Origin of the sequence: Bradyrhizobium sp. 23 (assembly GCF_023073295.1) — a bacterium.
GTDB classification, from domain to species: domain Bacteria; phylum Pseudomonadota; class Alphaproteobacteria; order Rhizobiales; family Xanthobacteraceae; genus Bradyrhizobium; species Bradyrhizobium canariense_D.
In genome coordinates this window covers 63,682-87,087 of the sequence record NZ_JADPJF010000034.1, presented here as the reverse complement: position 1 = coordinate 87,087, position 23,406 = coordinate 63,682, and the positions used below count along the sequence as shown (strand labels likewise).

General features: G+C 63.5%; 18 protein-coding genes and 1 pseudogene. 13 read left to right on the top strand and 6 right to left on the bottom strand.

The annotated features are described in order from the left end of the window. The first annotated feature begins 76 nt into the window (after positions 1-76). The 5 genes from IVB32_RS05450 (at position 77) to IVB32_RS05430 (ending at position 4,748) form a co-directional block, all read left to right on the top strand. Positions 77-634, top strand: coding sequence for a methyltransferase domain-containing protein (locus IVB32_RS05450; protein ID WP_247295128.1), 558 nt, complete (start codon positions 77-79; stop codon positions 632-634). 51 nt (positions 635-685) lie between these two features. Beyond that, positions 686-1,111: a hypothetical protein gene (locus IVB32_RS05445; protein WP_018460358.1), complete on the top strand. Its 426-nt coding sequence runs from the start codon at positions 686-688 to the stop codon at positions 1,109-1,111. A 154-nt stretch (positions 1,112-1,265) separates the two neighbouring features. Next, a complete protein-coding gene (gene mddA, locus IVB32_RS05440; protein ID WP_345946484.1) occupies positions 1,266-1,868 on the top strand; it encodes a methanethiol S-methyltransferase in 603 nt (200 codons plus the stop codon). 316 nt (positions 1,869-2,184) lie between these two features. Next, positions 2,185-3,360: a helix-turn-helix transcriptional regulator gene (locus IVB32_RS05435; RefSeq protein WP_018460355.1), complete on the top strand. Its 1,176-nt coding sequence runs from the start codon at positions 2,185-2,187 to the stop codon at positions 3,358-3,360. 179 nt (positions 3,361-3,539) lie between these two features. Continuing rightward, positions 3,540-4,748, top strand: coding sequence for a multidrug effflux MFS transporter (locus IVB32_RS05430; protein WP_026234011.1), 1,209 nt, complete (start codon positions 3,540-3,542; stop codon positions 4,746-4,748). 69 nt (positions 4,749-4,817) lie between these two features. On the opposite strand, the gene IVB32_RS05425 is transcribed toward IVB32_RS05430, so the two are convergent. Beyond that, positions 4,818-5,168, bottom strand: coding sequence for a RidA family protein (locus IVB32_RS05425; protein WP_026234010.1), 351 nt, complete (start codon positions 5,166-5,168; stop codon positions 4,818-4,820). Between the two features lie 328 nt (positions 5,169-5,496). Between IVB32_RS05425 and IVB32_RS05420 the strand changes: the two genes are divergently transcribed. After that, the gene (locus tag IVB32_RS05420; RefSeq protein WP_018460352.1) at positions 5,497-7,818 is read left to right on the top strand and encodes a molybdopterin guanine dinucleotide-containing S/N-oxide reductase; all 2,322 of its coding nucleotides are present in this window, start codon (positions 5,497-5,499) and stop codon (positions 7,816-7,818) included. A gap of 83 nt (positions 7,819-7,901) precedes the next feature. On the opposite strand, the gene IVB32_RS05415 is transcribed toward IVB32_RS05420, so the two are convergent. Next, positions 7,902-8,885 (bottom strand): AraC family transcriptional regulator, encoded by a 984-nt coding sequence (locus IVB32_RS05415; protein ID WP_018460351.1) that lies wholly within the window; start codon positions 8,883-8,885, stop codon positions 7,902-7,904. 354 nt (positions 8,886-9,239) lie between these two features. On the opposite strand from IVB32_RS05415, the gene IVB32_RS05410 reads away from it, so the two are divergent. Continuing rightward, a complete protein-coding gene (locus IVB32_RS05410) occupies positions 9,240-12,122 on the top strand; it encodes a winged helix-turn-helix domain-containing protein (protein WP_018460349.1) in 2,883 nt (960 codons plus the stop codon). A 49-nt stretch (positions 12,123-12,171) separates the two neighbouring features. Here the strand turns inward: IVB32_RS05410 and IVB32_RS05405 are convergent, their stop codons facing one another. The 4 genes from IVB32_RS05405 to IVB32_RS05390 all read right to left on the bottom strand — a co-directional run bounded on the left by IVB32_RS05405 (position 12,172) and on the right by IVB32_RS05390 (position 17,806). Further along, the gene (locus tag IVB32_RS05405; RefSeq protein WP_026234009.1) at positions 12,172-13,128 is read right to left on the bottom strand and encodes an alpha/beta fold hydrolase; all 957 of its coding nucleotides are present in this window, start codon (positions 13,126-13,128) and stop codon (positions 12,172-12,174) included. 122 nt (positions 13,129-13,250) lie between these two features. Continuing rightward, positions 13,251-13,952 (bottom strand): type 1 glutamine amidotransferase domain-containing protein, encoded by a 702-nt coding sequence (locus IVB32_RS05400; protein ID WP_085384006.1) that lies wholly within the window; start codon positions 13,950-13,952, stop codon positions 13,251-13,253. 184 nt (positions 13,953-14,136) lie between these two features. Further along, a complete protein-coding gene (locus IVB32_RS05395) occupies positions 14,137-14,844 on the bottom strand; it encodes a hypothetical protein (RefSeq protein ID WP_085348991.1) in 708 nt (235 codons plus the stop codon). Between the two features lie 118 nt (positions 14,845-14,962). Next, positions 14,963-17,806 carry a winged helix-turn-helix domain-containing protein gene (locus tag IVB32_RS05390; RefSeq protein ID WP_018460345.1) on the bottom strand — a complete coding sequence of 948 codons (2,844 nt, stop codon included), beginning with the start codon at positions 17,804-17,806 and terminating at the stop codon, positions 14,963-14,965. A gap of 331 nt (positions 17,807-18,137) precedes the next feature. Here IVB32_RS05390 and IVB32_RS05385 point away from each other — a divergent pair. The 6 genes and pseudogenes from IVB32_RS05385 to msrA all read left to right on the top strand — a co-directional run bounded on the left by IVB32_RS05385 (position 18,138) and on the right by msrA (position 23,373). Further along, a pseudogene (locus IVB32_RS05385) lies at positions 18,138-18,808 on the top strand (sensor histidine kinase). A gap of 33 nt (positions 18,809-18,841) precedes the next feature. Next, positions 18,842-19,567, top strand: a complete 726-nt coding sequence (locus IVB32_RS05380; RefSeq protein WP_018460343.1) for a VOC family protein — start codon at positions 18,842-18,844, stop codon at positions 19,565-19,567. Between the two features lie 264 nt (positions 19,568-19,831). Continuing rightward, the gene (locus tag IVB32_RS05375; protein WP_018460342.1) at positions 19,832-21,145 is read left to right on the top strand and encodes an epoxide hydrolase family protein; all 1,314 of its coding nucleotides are present in this window, start codon (positions 19,832-19,834) and stop codon (positions 21,143-21,145) included. Positions 21,146-21,207: 62 nt separating this feature from the next. After that, entirely contained in the window at positions 21,208-22,056 is an 849-nt protein-coding gene (locus IVB32_RS05370) for an enoyl-CoA hydratase/isomerase family protein (RefSeq protein WP_018460341.1), read from the top strand. A 206-nt stretch (positions 22,057-22,262) separates the two neighbouring features. Beyond that, positions 22,263-22,685, top strand: a complete 423-nt coding sequence (locus tag IVB32_RS05365) for an OsmC family protein (RefSeq protein WP_018460340.1) — start codon at positions 22,263-22,265, stop codon at positions 22,683-22,685. Between the two features lie 172 nt (positions 22,686-22,857). Next, the gene (gene msrA, locus IVB32_RS05360) at positions 22,858-23,373 is read left to right on the top strand and encodes a peptide-methionine (S)-S-oxide reductase MsrA (RefSeq protein WP_026234007.1); all 516 of its coding nucleotides are present in this window, start codon (positions 22,858-22,860) and stop codon (positions 23,371-23,373) included. The last annotated feature ends 33 nt before the right edge of the window (positions 23,374-23,406 follow it).

Here is a 23,406-nt window from a genome sequence, read left to right as displayed (position 1 = left end):
GCTGTCCAGACGGTCAGGCGGACGCGGAACCGGTTGCGGAAGAATGGAAAAGCGGGACGCCACGACGGGGTTCTGGATGGCAACCAAGCAGACGGATATCCCGATCATGAGCATCGCGCAGGCTACCGCAACCGTCACGCCGTATATCGATTTCTGGAACGCTGTACTGGCTCCGAAATTCAATGCGTGGCGGCACATCCTCGCCGGCGGCCTTCACCTGCATAGCGCTAAAGTCTTCCCGTCGCTGCCGATCAGAGCCGGCGACAGGGCCCTGGATGTGGGATGTGGCTGGGGCGACACCGCAATTGAACTTGCGCGGCGCGTCGGACCGACCGGATCCGTCCTCGGCCTCGATTGCTGCAATGCCTTCCTCGACGTCGGCCGCGCAGATGCGAAGGAGGCAGGGGTGACCAATCTCAGCTTTCTCGAAGCGGATGTTCAGACCCATCCGTTCGAGCCGGTACATGATTTTTGCTTCTCTCGCTTTGGAACCCAGTTCTTCGAAAACCCAACGGCTGGCTTGAGCAACTTGCGATTTGCGCTCAAGCCGGGTGGACTGATGACGATGGTCGTCTGGCGCGAACGGGCGGACAATCCGTGGCTTACACTGTCGAAGGAGGTTCTGCTTCGCTAGCTGCCCCCCGTCAGGGAAGACGCTGCAACCTGCGGGCCCGGACCGTTTTCTATGACCGATCCCGAGGCCGTGACTCGGCAATTGATGATTGCCGGCTACGGCGGCATCAGGTTCGAACGGATCGATGCCGAAGTCTTGGTCGGGCGAGATCTTGACGAAGCGGTCGCGTTTCAGCTCGCGATCGGTCCCGCAGGGGAGGTTTATCGCGAAGCCGGTCCGAAGGCTGCTCGTTTGTTTGATACGCTGGTGGCGGCCTTGAAGGACGAGTTGAAACAATTCGTCCGCCCTGAAGGCGTGATGATGAATTCAAGCTCTTGGATGGTCACCGTGCAGAATCCGGGATCACCGCCGCGGCCCCGGGGTGACGTACCCGCGCCAGTCGCTGCTCGAAATCTCTTCATTGTAAGCACCGCCGCAGCCGCCGCCGCTATCGGACGAATCGATGCAAAAAAAATGAACTCTCTGGGAGAAGATTGATGGCAGGTCTAGTTGCGGTCCTCTACGGCACTGCCGCTTACGGTGTCACGCTCGTCGCCTTGCTCTATCTCACTGGCTTCACCGGGAACCTGCTCCTCCAAAGTCTATCGATTCCGGGGCCATTGGTCCGGTTCTGGCAAGCATTGTTATCGATGTGCTGCTAATCGGAGTGTTCGCGATCCAGCACAGCGTGATGGCGCGTCAGGGCTTCAAGCGCTGGTGGACGCGAATCGTGCCGGCTTCGGTCGAGCGCAGCACCTACGTGCTGTTCGCCAGCTTTGCACTGCTGTTGCTGTACTGGCAGTGGCAGCCGATCCCCACGCCGGTCTGGACCGTGAACCACCCGGTCGCGGCGGGGGCGATCGACGCCGTCTTCTGGCTGGGTTGGGTCGTGCTGGTGGTCAGCACGTTTCTTCTCAATCATTTCGAGTTGTTCGGCCTCAGCCAGGTGTTCATGCACCTGTTCGGTAAACAACCGCCCGAAGCCAAATTCCGCACGCCGTTGCTCTACCGGTATGTCCGCCATCCGATCTATCTCGGCATCCTGCTCGCAGTCTGGGCCACGCCTGCGATGACGGTCGGTCATCTGGTCTATTCGCTTGGCATCACAGCCTACATCCTGATCGGCATTCAGTTGGAAGAGCACGATCTGATCCAGCAGTTCGGCAACCGGTATCGCCGCTACCGCCGTCACGCGGCCATGCTCGTCCCGCTTTCATGCCGAAGCTTCGCCGCGTCCCAGGACGCCGACATCTGACCCGAGACGCTCGTCAAGACAGGCCAATCAGTCCGCAAGCAGGGGTGGATTCAAGCGGCGCGGCGTCCGGTCGCAGCCGTATCGACACGGCCAGGGCGGCGTGCGCATCGCGTTCTGATCAACTCATTTCAACCTGCGGCGTCCGGCCAAGAGGATCACCGACCGCATGACCATCCTCCATTTGAAGGATGGCCGATATTCCCTGCGGCTCCGGTGGGACACGATCAAAATGATTTGAGCGCGATACCGGCTCGCTATCAGCGGAAAAGCTTAAAGTTGTCTCACAGCTATCCTCACACCGGGGGCGCCTCTTCGAATGAACAGGGTTTCACATCCGCGGTCGGTTTCGGAATCGTCGAAAGACAATTCAGATGATCAGCAGCAACTGAGCGACCTGATCAGCGTCATCTACGATGCCGCCATCGATCCCTCTCGTTGGGAAGACGCCATCGTCAGCATCGTGCAATTCGTTGGCGGCGCAGCAGGCGGGCTGTTCTGCAAGGACGTCGGTGTCCAGCACGCCACGGTGCCCCATCGCTTTGGATTTGACGTGCCGTTGCGGGTCGAACTCTTTCGGCAGATTTATTCCTCCGCGGAGGGGCACTTTCTCGGTGACCTCGAGCAGCCGATCGCGACGACCGATTTGATGTCTTTCGCAGCACTCACCCAGAGTGAACTATACCGGCAGTGGGCCGAGCCCCAGGGGCTTGTCGATTTTGTCAGCGCGGTTGTCGACAGGACCACGGTCAGCACAGCTATTTTCGGGGTCTTCCGCCACCGGCGAAATGGGCTCGTCGACGAGCACGCGCGCCGGCAAATGAGGCTGATCGCGCCGCATATCAGGCGTGCCGTCGTGATCGGCAAGATGTTCGAGTTCAAGGCCGCTGAACTCGCGACGTTCGTTGACACGCTGGACGGGCTCGGTGCTGGCATGTATCTCGTCGATCCCGGTGGACGTCTCATTCACGCCAATACGGCCGGCAATGCCATTCTCGACGCTCGTGATATTCTGAGTTCCGTGGGCGGGCGGCTGGTCGCCAGCGATCCTCAGGTCGACCGCACCCTGCGAGATGTCTTCGCCACCGCGGGGCAGGGCGATGCCGCACTTGGTATAAGGGGCATCGCGTTGCCGCTGACCGGCAGGGAGGGCGACCGCTATGTGGCCCATGCATTGCCCCTCACGTCAGGCGCGCGTCGGCGTGCTGGTATTGTTTACACCGCCACGGCGGCCTTGTTCGTTCGCAAGGCGTCGCTGGCGGTTGCTTCTATTCCCGGAGCCATCGGCAGCGCGTTCAAGCTGACGCCGACCGAACTCCGCGTGTTGCTGGCCATCGTCGAGGTCGGTGGCGTTCCTGAGGTCGCTATGGCGTTCGGGGTCGCCGATAGCACGGTTAGGACGCATGTCAGCCGGTTGTTTGAAAAAACAGGCACCGCGCGCCAGGCGGATCTCGTCAAGCTGGTTGCAGGCTATACGACGCCCCTGGCGGGATAGGAGAGAGGGCGCTCATTGCAGCACCCAGAAGCAGCAAATATTTGCGCGCTCCTCCCACATTCGCAGGACGACACCCAAGCAGTGGTTGTTCAGGATGGCATGCGTCCGGCCAGCATGCAGTGGGTAGGTGATCAGGCGTCCCTGCCTCGCCGCATCTGGACAGGACTTGGGAGCGCAGCATGTCCATTGAAGTCGAGGGCACGGTTTCTGCGGCGGGGCACGGACGTCAAGCAGGGGCGGCGGCGCGCAGAATAGTGATTTGTGCCCTGGCGGCGACAGGAATCCTTGCGACCAACATCTTCTTGCCTTCGCTGCCGGTCATCGCGGACGATTTGCATGTATCCAGCGCGGCGGTCACGTCGGCCTTCACGATCTTTCTGGCGATTTTCGCCATAGGGCAATTGATTGCCGGCCCGCTGTCGGACCGGTTCGGGCGACGCATGCCGATTCTGATAGGGCTCGGAATTTTCATCGCCGGTACGATCTGGTGCGCTTTCGCGCGCGATCTATCGAGCCTGCTGATCGGCCGATCAATGCAGGCTTGCGGCGCATGTGCGGCTTCGGTGCTTTCACGTGCGATCGCCCGGGATCTGTTCGATGGCCAGGCACTTGCAAAGGTCATGGCCTCGATCACCATGGCAACCGCGGCCGCCCCAGGCTTTTCACCGCTGCTGGGGAGTGCGCTCGATCTATTCTTTGGCTGGCGCTCGGAATTTGCCTTTGTCGCGGCCTTCGCGCTCTGCACGGCTTTGGCCTATGCGACCTTCGTCGGCGAAACCAATGACGGCGCGCGTCGTTCTCTGAATCCGCTCAAAATTGCCGGCTTCTATCTGGAGCTTGTTCGGGATCGCCGGTTCGTTGCGCCTGCTAGAACCGCTGGACTGGTGATGGCCGGTCTTTTCGCGATTTTCTCCAGCGCGCCGCGGGTGCTGCTCGAATCGTTTGGATTCTTGCCAATCAAACTTGGTGAGCTATTTGCGGGCGTGGTCTTCCTGGTGTTTGCGGCCGGCATGCTGGCGCCTAGGCTATCGGCGCGGGTTGGTTCCTGCCGTGCGACGTCGGTCGGCTTGGGACTAACCGTCCTCGGAGGCGCCGGGCTGCTTTGCGCGGTGCTGCTCGCGAACGGCGCGCTGCTGCCATTTCTGTTAGCGGCTTCCGTCTTTCTGTTCGGCGTGGGAATAGTGAGCCCGCTGTCGAGCGCGGCAGCGCTGTCGCCGTTTGGCAGCAAGGCCGGTATCGCCGCAGCCCTGTTCGGATTCTCGCAAATGGCGGGCGCTGCATGCGGTGCCTCTCTCGCGGCGATTGTCGCCAGCGATCCGGCCGTCGGGCTAGGAATCGTGCTGACAGTAACGTCGCTCGTGGCGGTTATCCTTCACGAGCGGCGCTAATCTGAGGTGGATCTTGCCGAGAACACAATGGGTTTGGTGTGAGGTTCTTTGCGGCGCCCTGGCATGCCACTATTGTCGAGCGGCGATGGCCGTGATCTCGAGTTTGACGCCGGGACCGAGATCCGCCACGCCGATTGCGGCGCGCGCCGGCAGATGAGCCTCTGCAAAATGCGCCTTCCAGGCCGCGTTGAAGTCTGCCTTCTCCTTGAGGCTCGTCATGTAGATGGTCACCTGCAAGACGTTGCTCAGATCGGATCCGAGGGTCTTGAGCAGCTGCGCCAACTGCCCGAGGACGTCATTTGCCTGGCCCGACATGTCGAGGCTCGTGTCCTCTGGGACGATTCCACCGATGTAGAGCACGCCATGATGCTCGACCACTTCGTGGAGCAGACCCTCGTAGGGCAAGACGCGCTTGATCATGATGGGACCGATGTTGTGTGTGACGGGCGGCATATCGCACATTTCAATGTCAGTGTCGTCGCAAAGAGATCTCGCGCCAAGTCTCACCGAAAGACGGACCGCGCGGCTCTGAATGCAACCGACTAAAGCGTTGAAAATAAAAGCAAAATTGGACGAAAAATCGCCGCCGGGTCGTTCCTGCGAACGTTCGCCAATCTGTCCTTGCACGAGCGCCCGGCATTTTCGCCGGCCCTGACCCGACGACATCGAAGCGCGGATCGCTATACTGCGACGCGGATGACATCGGTGCGGCCGGGACAGTGCCGCGACCGGAACAAGGAATGCGACGATGGACGATACGATTGGCTTCCCCGACCCCGGCCTCGACCTGTCCGACGGCTTCAAGCCGCACACCTCGCATTGGGGCGTGTTCTCGGCACGTCAAGGCGAGGCCGGGCTCGAGGTCAGGGCCTATGCGGGCGATCCCGATCCGAACCGCATCATCGACAATTTTCCCGGCGCGCTACGCCATCAGGCGCGCATCACCCAGCCGGCGATCCGCCGCGGCTGGCTCGAACGCGGTCCGGGTCCGGACGATCGCCGCGGCCGCGATGAATTCGTATCCGTCAGCTGGGAAAAGGCGCTCGATCTGCTCGGCGACGAGCTGGCACGCATCCGTGATACGCGCGGCCCCGGCGCGGTGTTCGGCGGCTCCTATGGCTGGTCGAGCGCGGGCCGCTTCCACCACGCCCAGAGCCAGGTGCATCGCTTCCTCAACATCGCCTTGGGCGGCTATGTGCGCTCGGTGAACTCCTATTCCTCCGGCGCGTCCTCGGTGCTGCTGCCGCAGATCCTCTGCGGCTACGAGGATATCACCAAGCGCAATGTCACCTGGGAGCAGATCGCGGCTGATACCGACATCGTGCTGGCGTTCGGCGGCATGGCGCTGAAGAACTCGATGGTCGCAGGCGGCTCGATCAGCAAGCATGTCGAGCGCGGCGCGATGGAAGCTGCGCGCCGCCGCGGCTGCGCGTTCATCCTGGTCAGCCCGTTGCGCGAAGACCTGCCCGTCGAGGCCGGCGCCGAGTGGATGACCTGCGTGCCCGGGACCGACACCGCGCTGATGCTCGGCATCGTTCATACGCTGATCGCGGAGAACCTGCACGACCAGGCCTTCCTCGATCGCTACACCGAGGGCTGGCCGGTCTTCCTGCGCTATCTCACCGGCGAGAGCGACGGCCAACCCAAGCACGCCGAATGGGCCGCCGCGGTCTGCGGCGTCGACACCGACACAATCCGCAAGCTGGCGCGCCGGCTCGCCGGCAAGCGCGCGCTCATCACCGTCTCTCATTCGCTCCAGCGCGCCGAGCATGGCGAGCAGCCGGTGTGGATGGGCATGGTGCTGGCGGCAGCGCTCGGCCAGATCGGCCTCTCCGGCGGCGGCTACGCCTATTCGTTGGGGGCAATCGGCTATTACGGTCGCCGCGTCAACGACGTGCCGGGGCCGACATTAGGGCAGGGCCGCAACGCTGTCCGCGATTTCATTCCGGTGGCGCGCATCGCCGACATGCTGCTCAATCCCGGCAGCGCCTATCGCTACAACGGCGAGACGCGCACCTATCCGGATATCCGCCTTGTCTACTGGGCCGGCGGCAATCCCTTCCATCACCACCAGGACATCAACCGCCTGCGCAAGGCGTTTGCGAAAGTCGACACGCTGGTCGTGCACGAGCTCGCATGGACTGCCACGGCCCGGCATGCCGACATCGTGCTGCCCTCGACGATGACGCTCGAACGCGAAGACATCGGCTATTCCAGCAACGATCCCCTGATGGTCGCGATGCACCGGATCGCCGAGCCGTTCGGCCTTGCGCGCGACGACTACGAGATCTTCGCCGATCTTGCCGACCGTCTCGGTGCGCGCGAGCCCTTCACCGAGGGGCGGACGTCACGTCAGTGGCTGGAACATCTTTATGAGCCGACCCGCGCCTCGCTCGAAGCGCGCGGCCTGGAAGCGCCGAGCTTCGAAGAGTTCTGGCGGCGCGGCAGCCTGGTGGTGCCGCAGCAGCCCGACGACGGTGGCCGGCTGCGCCGCTTCCGCGACGATCCCGTCAATCATGCTTTGCCCACGCCGAGCGGTCGCATCGAAATATTCTCTGCCAAGATCGCAGGTCATGGTGATGCGGATTGCCCGGGCCATCCGGTCTGGCTGGAGAAGTCCGACACGCCCAAGCCGGGGGCGCCGTGCTTCCTGGTCGCCAACCAGCCCGTGACGCGTCTGCATAGCCAGCTCGATTTCGGCGGACATTCGCTTCAAAGCAAACATCGCGGCCGCGAGGTCGCGCGCATGAACCCGCAGGACGCAGACGCACGCGGGATCAAGCACGGCGACATCATCCGGCTGTTCAACGCGCGCGGCGCCTGTCTCGCCGCGGTCCACGTCACCGACGGCATCGCGCTCGGCGTGGTCCAGCTCCCGACCGGCGCCTGGTACGACCCGATGGACCCCGAAGACGACGCGCCGCTCTGCGTGCACGGCAATCCGAACGTGCTCACCCGCGACGTCGGCACGTCGTCCTTTGCGCAAGGCTGCACCGGTCAGCTCACGACAGTCGAGGTCGAGAAGTTCACCGGCAATCTGCCGCCGATCCGGGCTTTCGATCCGGTGTAGAAAAAAAGGGGCCGTCCTGTGTGGGTGCAGGGACGGCCCCGAGTGGCTCGCAGGCCCGGGAGGATGAGGGCGCGAGCGAATGCTTACGCGGCTGCGCTGATCCAGTCCCTCTCCGTAGCAGGACGACGCGGCGGGAGTGCTTGCACCTCTCGCCGTTCGCCCTTGCTGGCGAGGCGCCAGCGTGCCGGGGATTGATCGGTGATGCGCTTGAAGACAGTCGAAAAATGCGCCTGCGTGCTGAAGCCGACGGCGAGTGCGATCTCGGCCAGCGGCCGCTCGGTGGTCGCCAGCAACGTCTTGGCCTGCTCGATCCGGTGATTGAGCAGATATTCGCGGGGGCGATAACCGGTCGCGACGCGGAATTGCGCCGCAAAGTGCATTCTGGACAGGCCGGCGACATTGGCGAGCTCGGACAGGCTGATGCAGCGGTGGAAATGATCGGCGATATATTGCTCGACGCGCCGCAGCCGCCATTTCGGCAGGGCATTGACCTTGGCGCGTGGCAATTCCAGCCGCGCCAGATGCATCGCGAGGGTTTGGCCAATGCAGCGCGTGAACTCGTGGTCCGCGGCGTCGCCAAGTTCGATCAGCGCCTTGGCAAGCTCGGCCGCGAGCGGATCGCGCAACAGGACGAGATCATTCAAACCTTCAGTTCCGGAAAATTGTGCCGGAAATTGATCCGCGGAGATGTAAAAGTGCAAGAAGGCGCATGGCGACTGGAATTGTACGGCGAGGGGCTTTGACGGCGCGGTGAGATACAGTGTGCCCGCGGGCATGGTCCCGTCGAAAATGACCTGGCGATCCCGGGTCAGTTTCGCGCGCGTGGTCTTGAGGGCGATGCCGACGAAATAGCGATCCTCGGGCGTCGTCGCTTGGTGCGACGAGGTGCTCCGCGGGTCTTCCCATCGCGAGATCGCGATGTCCTCGGCCGCCGCTCCCGTGCGCGGATCGATCTGACGCCATTGACGCTCCCGAATGATCGCGTGTGTTGCCCGGGGGAACTCGCAATCCCCCGAGGTGCCCGGAAATTCAATCCAGGCATCACCTGCCTGCAAATTGGTCAACATCGTTCGTCCTCTCCGGGCGTTCTCCGCTGTTTGCAACCAGCAAACGCGCAAAGCCCACGTTTTCCATGGTGAGAGGATAGGCGTGAGCTGACCTGCAAGCTCGTTAGTGGTGATTAGGATGTGTTAGTTTTTGTGGGAGCGCATCAGGTGCGGCATCCCGTCTCAGGAAGCGTCGTTTTTGTACAGTTTATCAGACATTTGCGTATCCCCGACACGACTCAGGAGAGCACCGGTCATGGCGTGGAGATCGATGTGGAGGTGTGAGTTCTGTGGGTTGCCCTCGCTGGACCTCGCACTGGCGCCGGGTATAGTCGCGCCGCATTTCGCTGGAGCGGCCGTCAAGATGAGCCAAAAGTGATCGAGCTCTCGGCAGGACAGGGCCCCCGCGGCCGCGACGCCGCGGCGATCCCAGATTTCGATGCCGTCGCGTTCGGGCCATTTTCGCTGCGGTCGCGGCTGCTGGAGAAGGATGGCTTGCCGGTCAGGCTCGGCAGCCGTGCGATGGATATTTTGCGCCTGCTGGTCAGTCGCGCCGGCGAAGTGGTCCCGAAGAACGAAATTCTCGGCTATGCGTGGTCCGGACTTTCCGTCGAGGAGGTCAGCCTGCGCGTCCATGTCGCGGAGCTGCGCAAGGTGCTCGGCGACGGAAAGGATGGTGCCCGCTACATCACCAACATCCCGGGCCGGGGCTATTGCTTTGTCGCGCCCGTGCGGCGTGGCGGGCGCGCGGAGGTGGCTACACCGGCGTCGCGTGTGCCTGAAAGGGCCGCGCCGCCACCGTCGCTACCGCGCCGATTGGACCGGATGGTCGGGCGAGAGGACGCCGTGGCCGAGTTGGCAGCGCGCTTGCTCCGCGATCGCTTCGTCACGCTGCGAGGGCCGGGCGGCATCGGAAAGACCACCGTTGCGACTGCGCTCGCGCACGAGATGTGCGATAGCTTCGACGGCAACGTCCATTTCCTCGAATTCGGTCCGCTCAAGGACGGAGCGCTGGTCGCGAGCACGGTTGCAGCCGCGTTGGGCCTCGTCGTGCACCACGAGGACCCCTCGGCCAGCATCGTCAATTTCCTGCGCGGCCGCCGGCTGCTTCTCGTGCTCGACAGCTGCGAGCACGTCATCGAGGAGGTCGCGCGCCTTGCAGAAAACATCTACCGGGAGGCGCCTGGCATCGTCATCCTCGCAACCAGCCGCGAGTCGCTGCTGGTGGAAGGCGAGCAGATTTTCGAGCTCGTTTCGCTCCCCGGTCCGCCGCAGGGCACCCGCCTCAGTGCCGGCGAGGTGCTTGCTTATCCCGCCGTGCGCCTGTTCGTCGATCGCGCCGTCGCGGCGGGGCATCGCGACGACATCACCGACGAGGATGCCGAAGTCCTGGCCCGGATTTGCGGCAAGCTCGACGGCATCGCGCTGGCGATCGAGCTGGCTGCCGCACGTGTCGGTCTCTATGGACTGCGCGAGATGGCGGCGCTGCTCGACAACCGGCTGCAGCTCGAATGGCGCGGGCGGCGGACGGCGCCGCCGCGGCAGCAGACGCTCGGCGCTACGCTCGACTGGAGTTTCGGTCTGATCGGCGAGAGCGAGCGGATCGTATTTCAGCGCCTCGCCGTCTTCGCAGGTCACTTCACGTTGAGGGGCGCGATAGCAGTCGCGGCCGGGGCGGAGATGGCGGAGGATCGCGTCGTCGAGGCCCTGGAGCAACTCGTGGTGAAGTCGCTGGTTTCCACCCAGCCGGACGGCGCATCGCGGCGCTATCGCCTGCTCGACGCAACGCGTGCCTATGCCCTGCAGAAACTGGCCGACGGCGGACAGCTGGCGCAGATCGCGCATCGTCATGCTCTCTATGTTCAATGCACGCTCGAAGCGGGCATGAGGGACAAGGAGGGCGGCGATCATGCGTCACGTTTGCAGGAAAGCGCGAGCCTGCTCGCCGATGCCCGCGCTGCGCTGCAATGGGCTTATGCCAACGACGACGGCGCCGGCTTGCGCGTGCCGCTCGCCGGCAGCTGCACAAGGCTGTTCGTCGAACTCAATTTGCTGAACGAGGCCCGCATCTGGTCCGATCGCGCACTCGCAATGCTGGACGAGGCCGACCGGGGCGGCGCATGGGAGCTCGAACTTCAGTCGACGCTCGGTCACGCCTTGATGTTCACCGAACGTAACAGCGAGCAGGCGGAAGCGGCGCTCAGGCGCGGGCTGGAAATAGCGGAAGCGCTTTCCGATCACGCCAACACATTCAGGCTGTTGTCCCGGCTCAACATGTTCTACCGCCGGACCGGTCGCTATCGGCATCTGGTGCCGACTGCGCTTCACGCCGAGCGGATTGCCCGCGTCATCGGCGATACCGCGGGCATCGCCGGGAGCAAAGCGCTGCTCGGCGTGTCATATCACCTCGCCGGAGACCAGGCCGCGGCGCAGGCTCATCTCGACCAGGGCCTGCGAGACGACGCTGCGCTCCGCGGCACCCAACCCGGGCATTTCGCCTACTCACGCACACCGCAAATTCCGCTCGCGCGCGTGCTATGGCTGCGCGGCTTTCCCGATCGTGCGCTCGAATGCATCCGGCCGCTGGTCGGCGCTTCGGCGCCGCATGACGTGGTCATGCATTGTATCGCATTATGCTGGTCCGCTTCGGTATTCGGCTGGCTCGGCGACTGGTCGTCGGTCGAGGCGATGACCGGTCGTCTGACCGCGCATGCGAGCATGCACGGGCTCGTGCCTTACGAAGCCGTCGCGGCGGGTTTTCGGGCGCAGAGCATGATCGCTCGGGGCGAGGCGGCCGGCGGCGTCGACCTGATGCGGAGTGCGCTTCCACGCCTGCATGCCGACCGCTACGAACTCTATGCCTCGGCGTTCGCCGCGGATCTGTCTCGGGGCCTGGTCAGCTTGGGACAATTGACGGAAGGCATTCAGGTTCTTCACGAAACCATTCTGCGGGTCGAGCGGGAAGGCGGCGCGTTCGACATGCCCGAGCTGCTCCGTCTGCGGGGAGAGCTGGAGGTCCAGGGCGGCAATCCCGACGCGGCCGAGGCCGATCTTGTCGCCTCGATCTCGCTCGCCGAACAGCAGGGCGCGCTATCGTGGCGGCTGCGAGCCGAGATGTCGCTGGCGCGGCTTCGAACCCGGCAGCATGTGCAAAATCCGCTCGAACAGCTCGCTCAAACCTATGCCCGGTTCTCCGAAGGGTTCGAGACCGCCGATCTCATTGCAGCACGACGCATGTTGAACGAACCGGGGGCCTGAACAGTCGATACGACCGTCTCTTCTCGCTGCTGAGCGCGTCCATCAGCGCTCAACCCTTGTGTCCAGCCAGCTGCCCCAGGAAGTCGCGGACAAGCAAAGCGATCTCGTCGGTGGCTTCATCCAGCGCGAAGTGGCCGGCTTCGAGAATGTGAACCTCGGCATCCGGCACGTCGTCGCGATAGGCCGTCGCGCCTGCGACGGCGAATGACGGATCGTATTCGCCCCAGACCACCAGCGTCGGTGGCCGCGTCTGGCGCAACCAAGCCTGCCATTTCGGATAGGAGGCGACGTTGGTCCGGTAATCCAGGAACAGCGTGGTCTGAATCTCGGCCTGGCCGGGACGCGTCAGGAACGCGTATTCGTCGATCCAGGTGTCGGGGTCATAGCGCTCGGGACGCGGACTGGAGCCGAGATGCCGCTGACTCGTCGCCTCCAGGGACGTAAAGTTGGCCTTGAGCGCCTCGACCTCGTGCGCCGGGTCGGCCCAGTACTTCCTGCGCGCATTCCAGAGCGGGCTCAGCCCCTGCTCGTGCGAAACCGCGTTCTGGACGATGACACCGCGGACGCGTTCGGGATGCGCCAGCGCCATGCGGAAGCCGACAGGGCCTCCGTAGTCCTGCATGAACAGGACGTAGTCGGTGAGGCCGAGCTTCGTTGTGAGCTCGCCGATCACGGCGGCGATGTTGTCGAACGTATAGGTGAAGTCGCATGGCGGCGGCGCGCTGCTGTTGCCGAAGCCGGGATAGTCCGGCGCGATGAGATGATATTTGTCGGCGAGCAGCGGCATCAGCGGCTCCCACATCCGCGACGACGAGGGAAATCCGTGGAGCAGCAGCACCGTCGGAGCGTCGGTGGGCCCAGCCTCGCGGTAGAAAATCTCGAGACCCCGGATATCGGTCTTGTGATAGCTGATCGAGCGCCGGCTCGATCGCAGATCCTGTGCCGAGGCCTGCACGGTCGCGCAGGCCAAAGCGGCCGAGAGGGCAAGAGTGGCTGGGATGTTCATGTCATCGCTCCGAATCCGGCATGTGAAGTGAAGATGTGTCGCAAGTAGGGGACATCCGCTTGTGACGGCGGCGTCGAGAGGCACCATCGCGGGCGCCTCTCGCGATGTGCCGCACCTGGGCTTTACGACGCGCGCGCCAGCGGCTCGCCCTTCAGGGCGGCGAGCAGGGCCTGCGCGGCCGGACCCGAGGAGTGCGGGTTCTGGCCCGTGATCAAGAGGCCGTCGGTGACGACGTGAACGCCCCAGTTTGCCGTCTTCGAGAAGACGGCGCCAAGCTTCAGCATTTCGTCTTCGACCAGGAAAGGCACCACCTTGGTGAGGCCGACGTCCTCCTCTTCACCATTGGTGAAACCGGTCACCTCCTTGCCCTGAACCAGGGGCTTGCCGTCGGGCGTCTTGACGTGGCGCAGCGCACCAGTCGAATGGCAGACCACGGCGACTGTCTTGCCGGCGGCAAGGAAGGATTCGATGAGCTTGACCGAGTCCTTGTCCTCGGCGAGGTCCCACATCGGGCCGTGACCGCCGGGATAGAAAACGGTGTCGAAATCTTCCTGCTTGACGCTGTCGAGGCGAACCGTCTTGTCGAGTTGGGCTTCGGCGGCGACGTCGGCCTCGAAGCGTAGCGTCAGGTCGGTGCGGAATTCGCGCTCGTTGCTCTTGGGGTCAAGCGGCGGACGGCCGCCTTTCGGCGAGGCGAGGGTGATCTCGGCCCCGGAATCCCTGAAGATGAAATAGGGGGCGGCGAGCTCCTCGAGCCAGAAGCCCGTCTTGCGCCCGGTGTTGCCGAGCTGGTCGTGCGAGGTGATGACCATCAATATTTTCATGACCGTTCTCCTTGAGTGCGTTTGCTGCGATGACGCGCTCCATTGCGGTGGAGATGCGCGGAGCTGGGTCTCGTTCGAGCACGTCACGTCGTTCGTTGCTCGCGAACCCAATCTGCGCTCAAGGCCGACTGTTGGCTCGTTATGTATTGTTAGACGTTGAGAGTTGGAGATATCGCGCGGGCCGCTACTCGAAGACGGCGTCAAAGATCTCGACATCCATCAGCACGGGCTTGGCGACCACGGTTCCGTCGGGCCGCAGCGTCTGCGCGCGTCGGAGCGTCGGCACCACGATGCCGCCGAAGCTGTCATGGGCCCAGGAGTAATGCGCGACTTTCATTCCGAACAGATCGTGATCGGTCCGCCGTTGCAATGCGTTCTCGTCGAAATAGAAGATCTGTTCGGGCGCGAGCGTGATCAGGCTCGGTGGGAATTGCGCCCGCAGCCGCCGCCATGACTCGTTATTCTCCTGCCACGGCGGCAGCTCCTCCACCAAGACATCGGGATGGGCGAGCAGGAATGGATTGGTCAGATAATTCCAGATCGCGACGCCGCAGAAGAAGACGAGATGCAGCTCGCCCGCGAGCGCGGGCGAACCGGCCTCGGTGAACGCAAGACTCGGATTGCGCCAGGTCCGCAGAATCTCACCTTCGAGGCTTTCGATCGTGATCGCGTCCGGCTGAAACGAGCCGGAGTGTTCGCCTCCGGTGATGCCGGTGAAGCGGACCGATTGCGTGCGGGTCGAGCCCTCCGCCGTCACGTCCTTGAATTCGCTGGCATGTCCGGTGCTGGAGAACAGCGTTCCCGCGACGGAGAGGTGAAGCGTGAACCGGCTCAAGCTATTCCAGCGGGCCATTCCGCCGCTGGCATCAATTACATCGTCAAGAAGCGCCATGTCCCGCCATATCCACCATGAAGTGCCACCACCATGGCGGGGCGGATGCGGCTTGGCGTGTTAGAATTTGTTAGGAGTTGCGAGCGGATAGCCTTGCGGTATCTCATTGAAGATACTCTCAATTCAGCGCCGCAAGGAGCTCCCTGGCGGCGACGAGATCACGGGTCTGGAGGCCCTCCTGGTACCGCGCGACGAGGGGGGCGAGCAGGGCGCGTGCGTCGGCGGCTTTTCCGGCCCCGCGCCAAACCCGGCCGAGACTAATTGCCCCCCGCAGCTCCCAGCCGAGCGCGCTTTGGCGGCGTGACAGATCGAGCGAGTCCAGGAAGCAGCTTTCGGCTTCCGCGGCATTGCCCGACCGGGCGAGGATGTCGCCCTTGACCCTGAGCATCTCCGGCATGTCGAAGGATTCGCCATGATCGGGGATCTCTGCGATGGCATCGTTGATGGTCTGCAAGGCTTCGTCGGCCTGGTTCTGCGCCACAAGTCCCTCCGCGAGCGCGGTCGCAAACACCGTGGTCATGATCCGGTGTCGCGTCGCGTACAGCGTGGCCTGGCTGCGGCGGAGGTGCTCGATGCCGGCGGCGACGTCGCCGCGGCGAAGCAGCAGCTCACCCTTCTGGCCGATGCCGACCGCGTGATAGGGCCCGAGGAAGTGGCGCGCGGAATGATCGATCAGCCGCTCGATCAGGATTTCCGCATTGGCCAAGTCGCCGACCCAGAGGAACACGTAGATGGTCCAGATCAAGGAAATACCGAGAGTGAGCGGCTGTTCGAGCAGTTCGGCTTCGCGAACGGTGTATCTCGACGCCTCGATCGCACGATCGGGCCGGCCGGTGAGCCAAAGCCCGCGTGCCAGCGCCACCAGTGCGACGATGCGGTCGTCATAGCCGAGATGGCCGATATTCAGCCGCTGCGAGCCGGGATTATGCAACATCGCGCTCTCGCAGAGCTGCACCGCCTTGTCCTGGTTGCCGATCAAATGATGGGCGACGCCCAGCATCCATTCGACGTTCAGCGTGCTGGCGGGATCGTTCAGCTTCCGCGCGACGCTCTCGCCCTGTTCCCCGGTTCCGAGTGCTCCGTGAAAATCTCCGACCCTGGTGAGATAGATGTGCAATCCGCGGAGCAGCCAGAGCTGCCAGTGCAAATCCTGGAGCTCCTGGGCAAGCTGGAGACTGCGCGTGAATGCCGAGCGGACCGCTTCGGTATTGCCCTGCGTGAACATCGCGGAGACGCCGAGCGCGGCCTGCAAGATCATTTCATTGCGGCCATCCACCGCGCTCGCGTCGAGGGACGCCAGCGCCTGCTGGGTCCAGCGGTAGCATTCCGTCAGCAATGTCAGCTCAAGGAAGAATTGCGCCGCTGACGCCGCCAGATCCACGCCGATCGTTCGGTCCCCGCCGTCCGAAAAGCTCCAGGTCAGCGCGGCCCTGACGTTGGGCAGGTGGTCGGCATAAGGAAGGAAGCCGCCGGCGCTCTGCATGCCCGTGGATTTGACGGCGATGTCGCGCAGGAAGTCGCGGAAATATTCGGCATGGGCACGTGCGACGCGGTCCGCTTCGCCGTTCTCGACGAGCTTCTCCGCGACGAAGGCACGTGTGGTGTCGAGCAGGCGATAGCGCAGCCGCCGCTCCGCAGGCGAGGTCGCGATCAGCGATTTGGAAAGCAGATTGGAGATCGCCTCGGCGGCTTCTGCTTCGCCAATGCCCTGACAGGATGCGACCGCAAGCGCGGCTTCCAGGGTGAATGGCCCGACGAATGCCGACAATCCGCGCAGCGTTGCGCTTTCGGTTGCCGGCAGCAAATCATAGCTCCAGGCGAGTGCCGCACTCAGGGTGTGGTGCCGCGGCACAGCGGTGCGCCGCCCGCGCCACAGCAGCGAGAAACGGCTGTCGAGCAGAGAGGCCGTCCCAGCGATGCCATAGGCATTCACGCGCCCGGCCGCGAGCTCGATGGCGAGCGCGATGCCGTCCAGCCGACGGCAGATATCGGCGACGAGCGGCGCATCCTCTTCGCTGAGCTCGAATTCGCTCAGACTCTCTGCGATGCGTTCCACGAAGAGCTGAGTTGCAGGATAGGCAAGGATGTCGGCGATGCCGAGCCCGTCGCGCTGTGGCGGGCAATCCAATGGAAACAGCCGATGGACACGCTCACCTTCGGCGCGGAAAGATTCGCGGCTGGTGGCGAGAATATGCAGCTCGCCCGCTTCCCGGACGATGCGCTCGGCCAGGGGGGCGAGATCGTCGAGGATGTGCTCGCAACTGTCGAACACCAGCAACATCCGCCGGCTGCGCAGGAATGCCAGCAACCCCGGCATCGGGTCGTCGGAATTGACTGTCAGGCCCAGCGCGGCCGCAATCGTTCCCGTAACGAGCCGGGTCTCCCTCAGTGCGCCGAAATCGACAAAACACACTTGGCCGTCGAAGGCCTGGAACTCGCGATGCGCGACCGCCAGTGCGACCGAGGTCTTGCCGATCCCGCCGGGGCCCACGATCGTGACGAAGCGATGCAAGGCAAGCTCGGCGGAAATCTTCTCGACCGCATCGTCTCGCCCGATCATCTTCGCGAGCGGCGAGGGCAGCGAGCGCGGCGCAGCAACGGGCAGGCTGGTCCGGTTCTCCGATGGGGCGGCCCGGAGCAGCGCGGCCGTGAAGCAATAACCCCGTCCGGGGACGTTGACGACGTAGCGGGAGCCTTCGCCCGGATCGCCCAAGGCCTTGCGCAGCGTCGTGATGTGAAAGCGCAGGCTGCCTTCGTCCACATTCACGTCGGCCCAGACCCGCCGCATCAACTCACGCTTGTCCACGACCTCGCCCGCGCGCTCGGCGAGAAAAACGAGAATGTCGAGCGCACGGCCACCGAGGTGAACCGGGGCGCCGTCCTTCTCGAGCAGCCGCGTCTTTGCGAACAGCCGGAATGGCCCGAAAGCAATGGCCGAATCCTGGTCGTTAGTGTCCGGCACGGGCCAATCATTCCAGTGAGAGCTGAACTCTGCACTTTGATCTAGCAGAAGGGAACCCTGAGTAAACTGGCCGAAAGTGGCGAAATCGCGTGGAGGGTGCCGGCAATTGGCCGGTCGCGCGCGACGATCCGTCGCAAATTGTACTCAACGCGAGCCTCTTTCGAAGCGATCGGGACAACCCGGCAGTGTGCTTGACCGACCAGCTCACGTTCGGAGTGCCCGTCGTCGTACCCCATCATAACAGAATCTTGCAACGTCTAACGAGCAATGCGCGCGAACTGCATCCAGTATCTGTTCCGAGTTTGACGCTAATTCCAACGGGGAGGCTACGATGTCCGGTATCAATGCTCGGCCGAATGACGACGTCGTTCGATCTCAATTTGTGGCCAGTTTAGACGATCAGTCGCGTGACTGGGAGCTCGTGCTGCGGGAATCCCACCATCGGATGAAGAATACGCTGACGATACTCGGTGCGTCAGTCCGCCGCGATTTCACCAGAACGGGTACCAGGGATGTGTCGCTTGCAGCGGACCGGCTCGAGCGGCGCATTGTCGCCTTCGGCAGGCTCTATCAACTCTTGTCCGACAATGACGACCATACGGCGATCCCGGTGGCGGCCTTCTTCGAAAATCTGTGCGGAGCGATTTCCGAGGCCGTGCTGGAGCCGGCGGGCATCCGCTGCGAGGCTGCAATTGAAAGCGGCACGCTGCCGGCGTCGCAATGCCATCGGCTCGCGCTGATGCTGACGGAGCTGGTAACGAATGCGGCCAAGCATGCCTTCCCGAACAGGAATGACGCACTGATCCGCATCGAGACGGCCAATCGCGACGGCGCCTGGTTCTGCACGGTAATAGACAACGGGATCGGCGCGACGGGCCGCTTCAGGGCACCGGCAGCCGGATTCTCGAAGGACTCGCACGCAGCATTCACGCCCGGCTGCAGGGCGAGGCGGGAGAGGACGGCACACGCGTAACCATCGTGATGCCGATCGCAGCTGCTTGAAGCTCGTCTTAAATCCAACCCAGGGAGTTCGACATGGCCACTACCGAAATCGACCGCGACGCCGCGGCCAAGCCTTCCAACAAGCCTTCCAACAAGTCTGCCAACGAGCCTTCGGTATCGCGTAGCGTTGATCAGAGGCTCGAGGTGATCGTGATCCCCGTGTCCGATGTTGATCGCGCCAAGGCCTTCTACGCGCGTCTCGGTTGGCGACTGGACGCCGATTTTGCCTCTGGCGATGATTGGCGCGTGATCCAGTTCACGCCGCCAGGTTCGGCCTGCTCGGTGATTTTTGGCAGGAACGTGACGGCGGCAGCGCCGGGCTCGGTGCGAGGCCTCTACCTGATCGTCTCCGATCTGGAGGCGGCGCGAAAGGATCTGCTGGACCGCGGCGTCGAGGTCAGCGCTCCATTCCACGGTGCCGGCGATGTTCACGCGGGGACCGACGAGCCTTATCTCTCCGGCAGCGTTCGGGTGAGCGGTGCTGACCCGAAGCGCGGCAGCTACGGCTCATATGCGTCGTTCAGCGATCCCGACGGCAATGGCTGGTTGTTCCAGGAGGTCACGACGCGATTGCCGGGACGGATCGCGGGCGACGGCACGACATTCGCTTCGCAGGCTGCGCTGGCCGCAGCACTGCGCCGCGCGGCGGCGGCCCATGGCGAGCACGAAAAGCGGACCGGCGGGCACGACGAGAACTGGGCCGATTGGTACGCCGATTACATCGTCCGCGAACAGGCGGGCCAGCCGCTGCCATCCTGAGCTGGGCAGCACGGATTCTTCGACTGATGCAAGCCGACACGGCGCGCGATGACTGAGCTCATCGCGCGCCGTGTTGTTTTGGCGGCGCGCGTCGCGAGTCGACGATCGCTCTCCTCGGTGTCGCGCGGCTCGCAACGGCTAACGCGCTCTAACAACCCATAACGAGCAAATTGCCAGGGCCTGCGCCAATCTCTCGGCATGGCGAACCGAGGCGTTTATGTCAAATTCGGTCAGCGTCACCGACCAAAGCCAGGGAGATCGAACATGACCACGCAAGCACGTACCGACATTCTCAATCCAGACCGCCGTCAACTGTTGAGTCAAGCCGCGATGACCGCGGTCGCGGCAAGCGTGTCGAGCCTGCTGCCGCTGCATTCTGCGAAGGCCGGCGTGAGCGGGGCGGTCCGCCCGTTCCACGTCAGCGTGCCCGAGCAGGATCTGCTCGATCTCCGTCGCCGTCTCGCCGCGACGCGCTGGCCTGATCGTGAGATCGTTGCCGATCAATCGCAGGGCGTGCAACTGACGACGGTGCAGCAGCTCGTGAGCTACTGGCAGAACGACTACGACTGGCGCAAGATGGAGGCGCGGCTGAATGCCTTGCCGCAATTCGTCACCGAGATCGACGGCGTCGACATCCATTTCATTCACGTCCGCTCCAGGCACGAGAATGCCTTGCCGATGATCGTCACGCATGGCTGGCCCGGTTCGATCATCGAGCAGATGAAGATCGTCGGCCCGCTCACCGATCCCGCCGCACACGGCGCGACGGCGGCGGACGCTTTTGATCTCGTGATCCCTTCGCTCCCAGGCCACGGTTTCTCCGGCAAGCCGGCGGAGCTGGGCTGGGATCCCCAGCGCGTCGCGCGTGCCTGGATCGTGCTGATGAAGCGGCTCGGCTACAACCGCTATGTCGCGCAAGGCGGCGATTGGGGCAATGCCGTGACGGAGCAGATGGCAGTGATCGCGCCGCCGGAACTGCTCGGCATCCACACCAACATGCCCGCGACCGTTCCTGACGACATCGCCAAGGCGCTTCAGCCCGGCGGATCGCGGCCGTCGAACCTCTCGGCCGACGAGCGCTACGCTTACGATCAGCTCGATGACTTCTACAAGCACGGTCTCGGCTACGCGATCGAGATGTCCAACCGGCCGCAGACACTCTATGGCCTGGTGGATTCGCCGGCGGGCCTCGCGTCCTGGATGCTCGACCATGATGCGCGCAGCGCCGCAATGATCGCCCGGGTGTTCGACGGCAAGACGGAAGGGCTGTCGCGCGACGACGTGGTCGACAACATCGCGCTCTACTGGCTCACCAACACCGCGGTGTCGTCGGCGCGGCTGTACTGGGAGAACAAGCTGGTGTTCTTCGAGCCCAAGCACATCAAGATCCCGGTCGCCGTCAGCGTCTTCCCGGACGAGATCTACGCTGCGCCGCGCAGCTGGACCGAGAAGGCCTATCCGAGGCTGATGCACTACAACCGTCTCGACAAGGGCGGCCATTTCGCCGCCTGGGAGCAGCCCGCGTTGTTCTGCGCGGAAATGCGCACCGCCTTCCGACCGCTGCGTCAGTCGATCTGAGACCTGCGGGGACGCGCACTTCCGCGCGTTCCCTTCTTTCCCCACAGACCAGGAATCCAATCATGAACCGCCCCGAACGCACCTTCACGACCGACCAAATCCGCCTGGAACGTCGGCTGCCGTCGTATTGGCGTGTCACCTTCGACATGCCCCCAGTCAATATCTTCGGCCCCAAGCAGCTTCCGCTTCTTGATGACGTCGTCAAGGCGATCGAGACCGATCCTGAGGTGAAGGTCGTGGTGTTCGACAGCGCCGTCGAAGGCTTCTTCATCACGCATTACGACTTCCTCGCGCCGCTGGAGGATTCGCTTCGTATCCCGCCGGGGCCGACGGGCCTGCAGGCACTGCCCGACATGCTGGTGCGTCTCAGCCGCGCGCCGGTGGTTTCGATTGCCTCGATTAGGGGCCGTGCGACCGGCGTCGGCAGCGAACTGGCGCTGGCAAGTGATATGCGCTTTGCCAGCCGCGAAAAGGCGGTCCTGTCGCAATGGGAGGTCGGTGCGGGCCTGGTGCCCGGCGGCGGCCCGATGGCGCGGTTGCCGCGCCTGATGGGCCGCGGCCGCGCGCTCGAGGTTCTGCTTGGCGCCGACGATATCCACGGCGATCTCGCCGAACGTTACGGCTATGTGAACCGCTCGTTGCCGGATGCCGAGCTCGATGGCTTCGTCGAGGCGCTGGCCATGCGCATCGCGTCCTTCGACAAGGAGGCGATTGCCGAGACCAAGCGCCTCGTCGACGTTGCGAGCCTGCCACCGGATATCGAGATCAAGCCGGAATGGGACGCGTTCCTGGCCTCGCTCAGCCGCCCGGCAAGCCAGAGCCGCATCAAGGCGCTGATGTCGCGCGGCTTCCACCGCGCCGGTGATGTCGAGAACCGGCTCGGCTTCCATGTCGGACAGATCGGTAGCTAAAGCGTTTTCAAGCGAAGTGGATACCGGTTCGCGTGAAGAAAACGCGTCAAAGCAAGAATCAAGTTCCGTTCCGATTTTATCGGAACGGGATTTGGCGGAACTGCTGCGGCGCTCGGCCGGTTGGAACGGCGACAGGCAGTCGTGCCAATGTCGCTTTCGTACCGTACCGAGTGCCGGTGCTAAAAAAATCAACCAGGAGAATTGAGATGATCCGCAAGGCAACAGCAGTCTGGAAAGGCACCGGTCGCGATGGCACTGGTCAGTTATCGAGCGAATCCGGCGTGCTCGCCGCGACGCCTTATTCGTTCAAGACCCGCTTTGAGAACGAGAAGGGCACCAATCCCGAGGAATTGATCGCTGCGGCCCATGCCGGCTGCTTCACTATGGCGCTGGCCTTCGGCCTGCAACTCGCCGGCTTCACGCCGGACGAGCTCACGACTGAAGCTGCGGTCAGCCTCGAGCCGGAAGGCAAAGGCTTCAAGATCAGCAAATCGGCGCTGACGCTACGTGCCAAGGTGCCGAACCTCGACGACGCTGGTTTCGCCAAGATCGCGGGCGAGGCCGAGAAGAACTGTCCGGTGTCGAAGGTGCTCAACGCCGCAATCACGCTCGACGCGAAGCTGACGTAAGGCGCGCTCAATTTATGTCCATCTGGTTCTGCTTGGGGAAGCTGAGGTCGTCGAAGCTTTGGCCTCCACGAGAGGAACCGGATGGGCAAATGCCTGGCTTTCGACTGGGCCGCCGAAAGCATAGGATGCGACGGGTTCAGAACGGACAGACCGATCAATTGGGAGTGGAGATATGACAACGGAACGCGCAATTTTGGCCGGAGGCTGCTTCTGGGGCATGCAGGATCTGATCCGCAAGCAACCGGGCGTGGTCTCCACCCGCGTCGGCTATACCGGCGGCGCGGTGAAGAATGCCACCTACCGCAACCATGAAGGTCATGCCGAAGCGATCGAGATCACCTTCGATCCCGCCAAGACCAGCTTTCGGACCATGCTGGAGTTCTTCTTCCAGATCCACGATCCGACCACGCTCAACCGCCAGGGCAATGATTTGGGCACGAGCTATCGCTCGGCAATCTTCTATACCAGCGACGAGCAGAAGCGGATCGCCAAGGACACGATTGCAGACGTTGAGGCGTCCGGTCTCTGGCCTGGCAAGGTCGTGACCGAGGTCGCGCCCGCGGGCGAGTTCTGGGAAGCCGAGCCGGAGCATCAGGATTATCTCGAACGCTATCCGGACGGGTACACCTGCCACTTCATCCGCCCCGACTGGAAGTTGCCGCGGCGCGGGGCTGCCGCGGCAGGCTAAAGCTGGTCGTCGCTATTGCCGGGGAGAGCCATG

Bases quoted from the DNA above. Each gene is read 5' to 3' on its own strand.
- IVB32_RS05400 (WP_085384006.1), bottom strand. From the start codon at position 13,952: ATGAAAATATTGATGGTCATCACCTCGCACGACCAGCTCGGCAACACC.
- IVB32_RS05395 (WP_085348991.1), bottom strand. From the start codon at position 14,844: ATGGCGCTTCTTGACGATGTAATTGATGCCAGCGGCGGAATGGCCCGC.
- IVB32_RS05380 (WP_018460343.1), top strand. From the start codon at position 18,842: ATGGCCACTACCGAAATCGACCGCGACGCCGCGGCCAAGCCTTCCAAC.
- IVB32_RS05415 (WP_018460351.1), bottom strand. From the start codon at position 8,885: ATGTTGACCAATTTGCAGGCAGGTGATGCCTGGATTGAATTTCCGGGC.
- IVB32_RS05430 (WP_026234011.1), top strand. From the start codon at position 3,540: ATGTCCATTGAAGTCGAGGGCACGGTTTCTGCGGCGGGGCACGGACGT.
- IVB32_RS05425 (WP_026234010.1), bottom strand. From the start codon at position 5,168: ATGATCAAGCGCGTCTTGCCCTACGAGGGTCTGCTCCACGAAGTGGTC.
- IVB32_RS05365 (WP_018460340.1), top strand. From the start codon at position 22,263: ATGATCCGCAAGGCAACAGCAGTCTGGAAAGGCACCGGTCGCGATGGC.
- IVB32_RS05375 (WP_018460342.1), top strand. From the start codon at position 19,832: ATGACCACGCAAGCACGTACCGACATTCTCAATCCAGACCGCCGTCAA.
- IVB32_RS05445 (WP_018460358.1), top strand. From the start codon at position 686: ATGACCGATCCCGAGGCCGTGACTCGGCAATTGATGATTGCCGGCTAC.
- msrA (WP_026234007.1), top strand. From the start codon at position 22,858: ATGACAACGGAACGCGCAATTTTGGCCGGAGGCTGCTTCTGGGGCATG.
- IVB32_RS05420 (WP_018460352.1), top strand. From the start codon at position 5,497: ATGGACGATACGATTGGCTTCCCCGACCCCGGCCTCGACCTGTCCGAC.
- IVB32_RS05450 (WP_247295128.1), top strand. From the start codon at position 77: ATGGCAACCAAGCAGACGGATATCCCGATCATGAGCATCGCGCAGGCT.
- IVB32_RS05405 (WP_026234009.1), bottom strand. From the start codon at position 13,128: ATGAACATCCCAGCCACTCTTGCCCTCTCGGCCGCTTTGGCCTGCGCG.
- IVB32_RS05435 (WP_018460355.1), top strand. From the start codon at position 2,185: ATGAACAGGGTTTCACATCCGCGGTCGGTTTCGGAATCGTCGAAAGAC.
- IVB32_RS05370 (WP_018460341.1), top strand. From the start codon at position 21,208: ATGAACCGCCCCGAACGCACCTTCACGACCGACCAAATCCGCCTGGAA.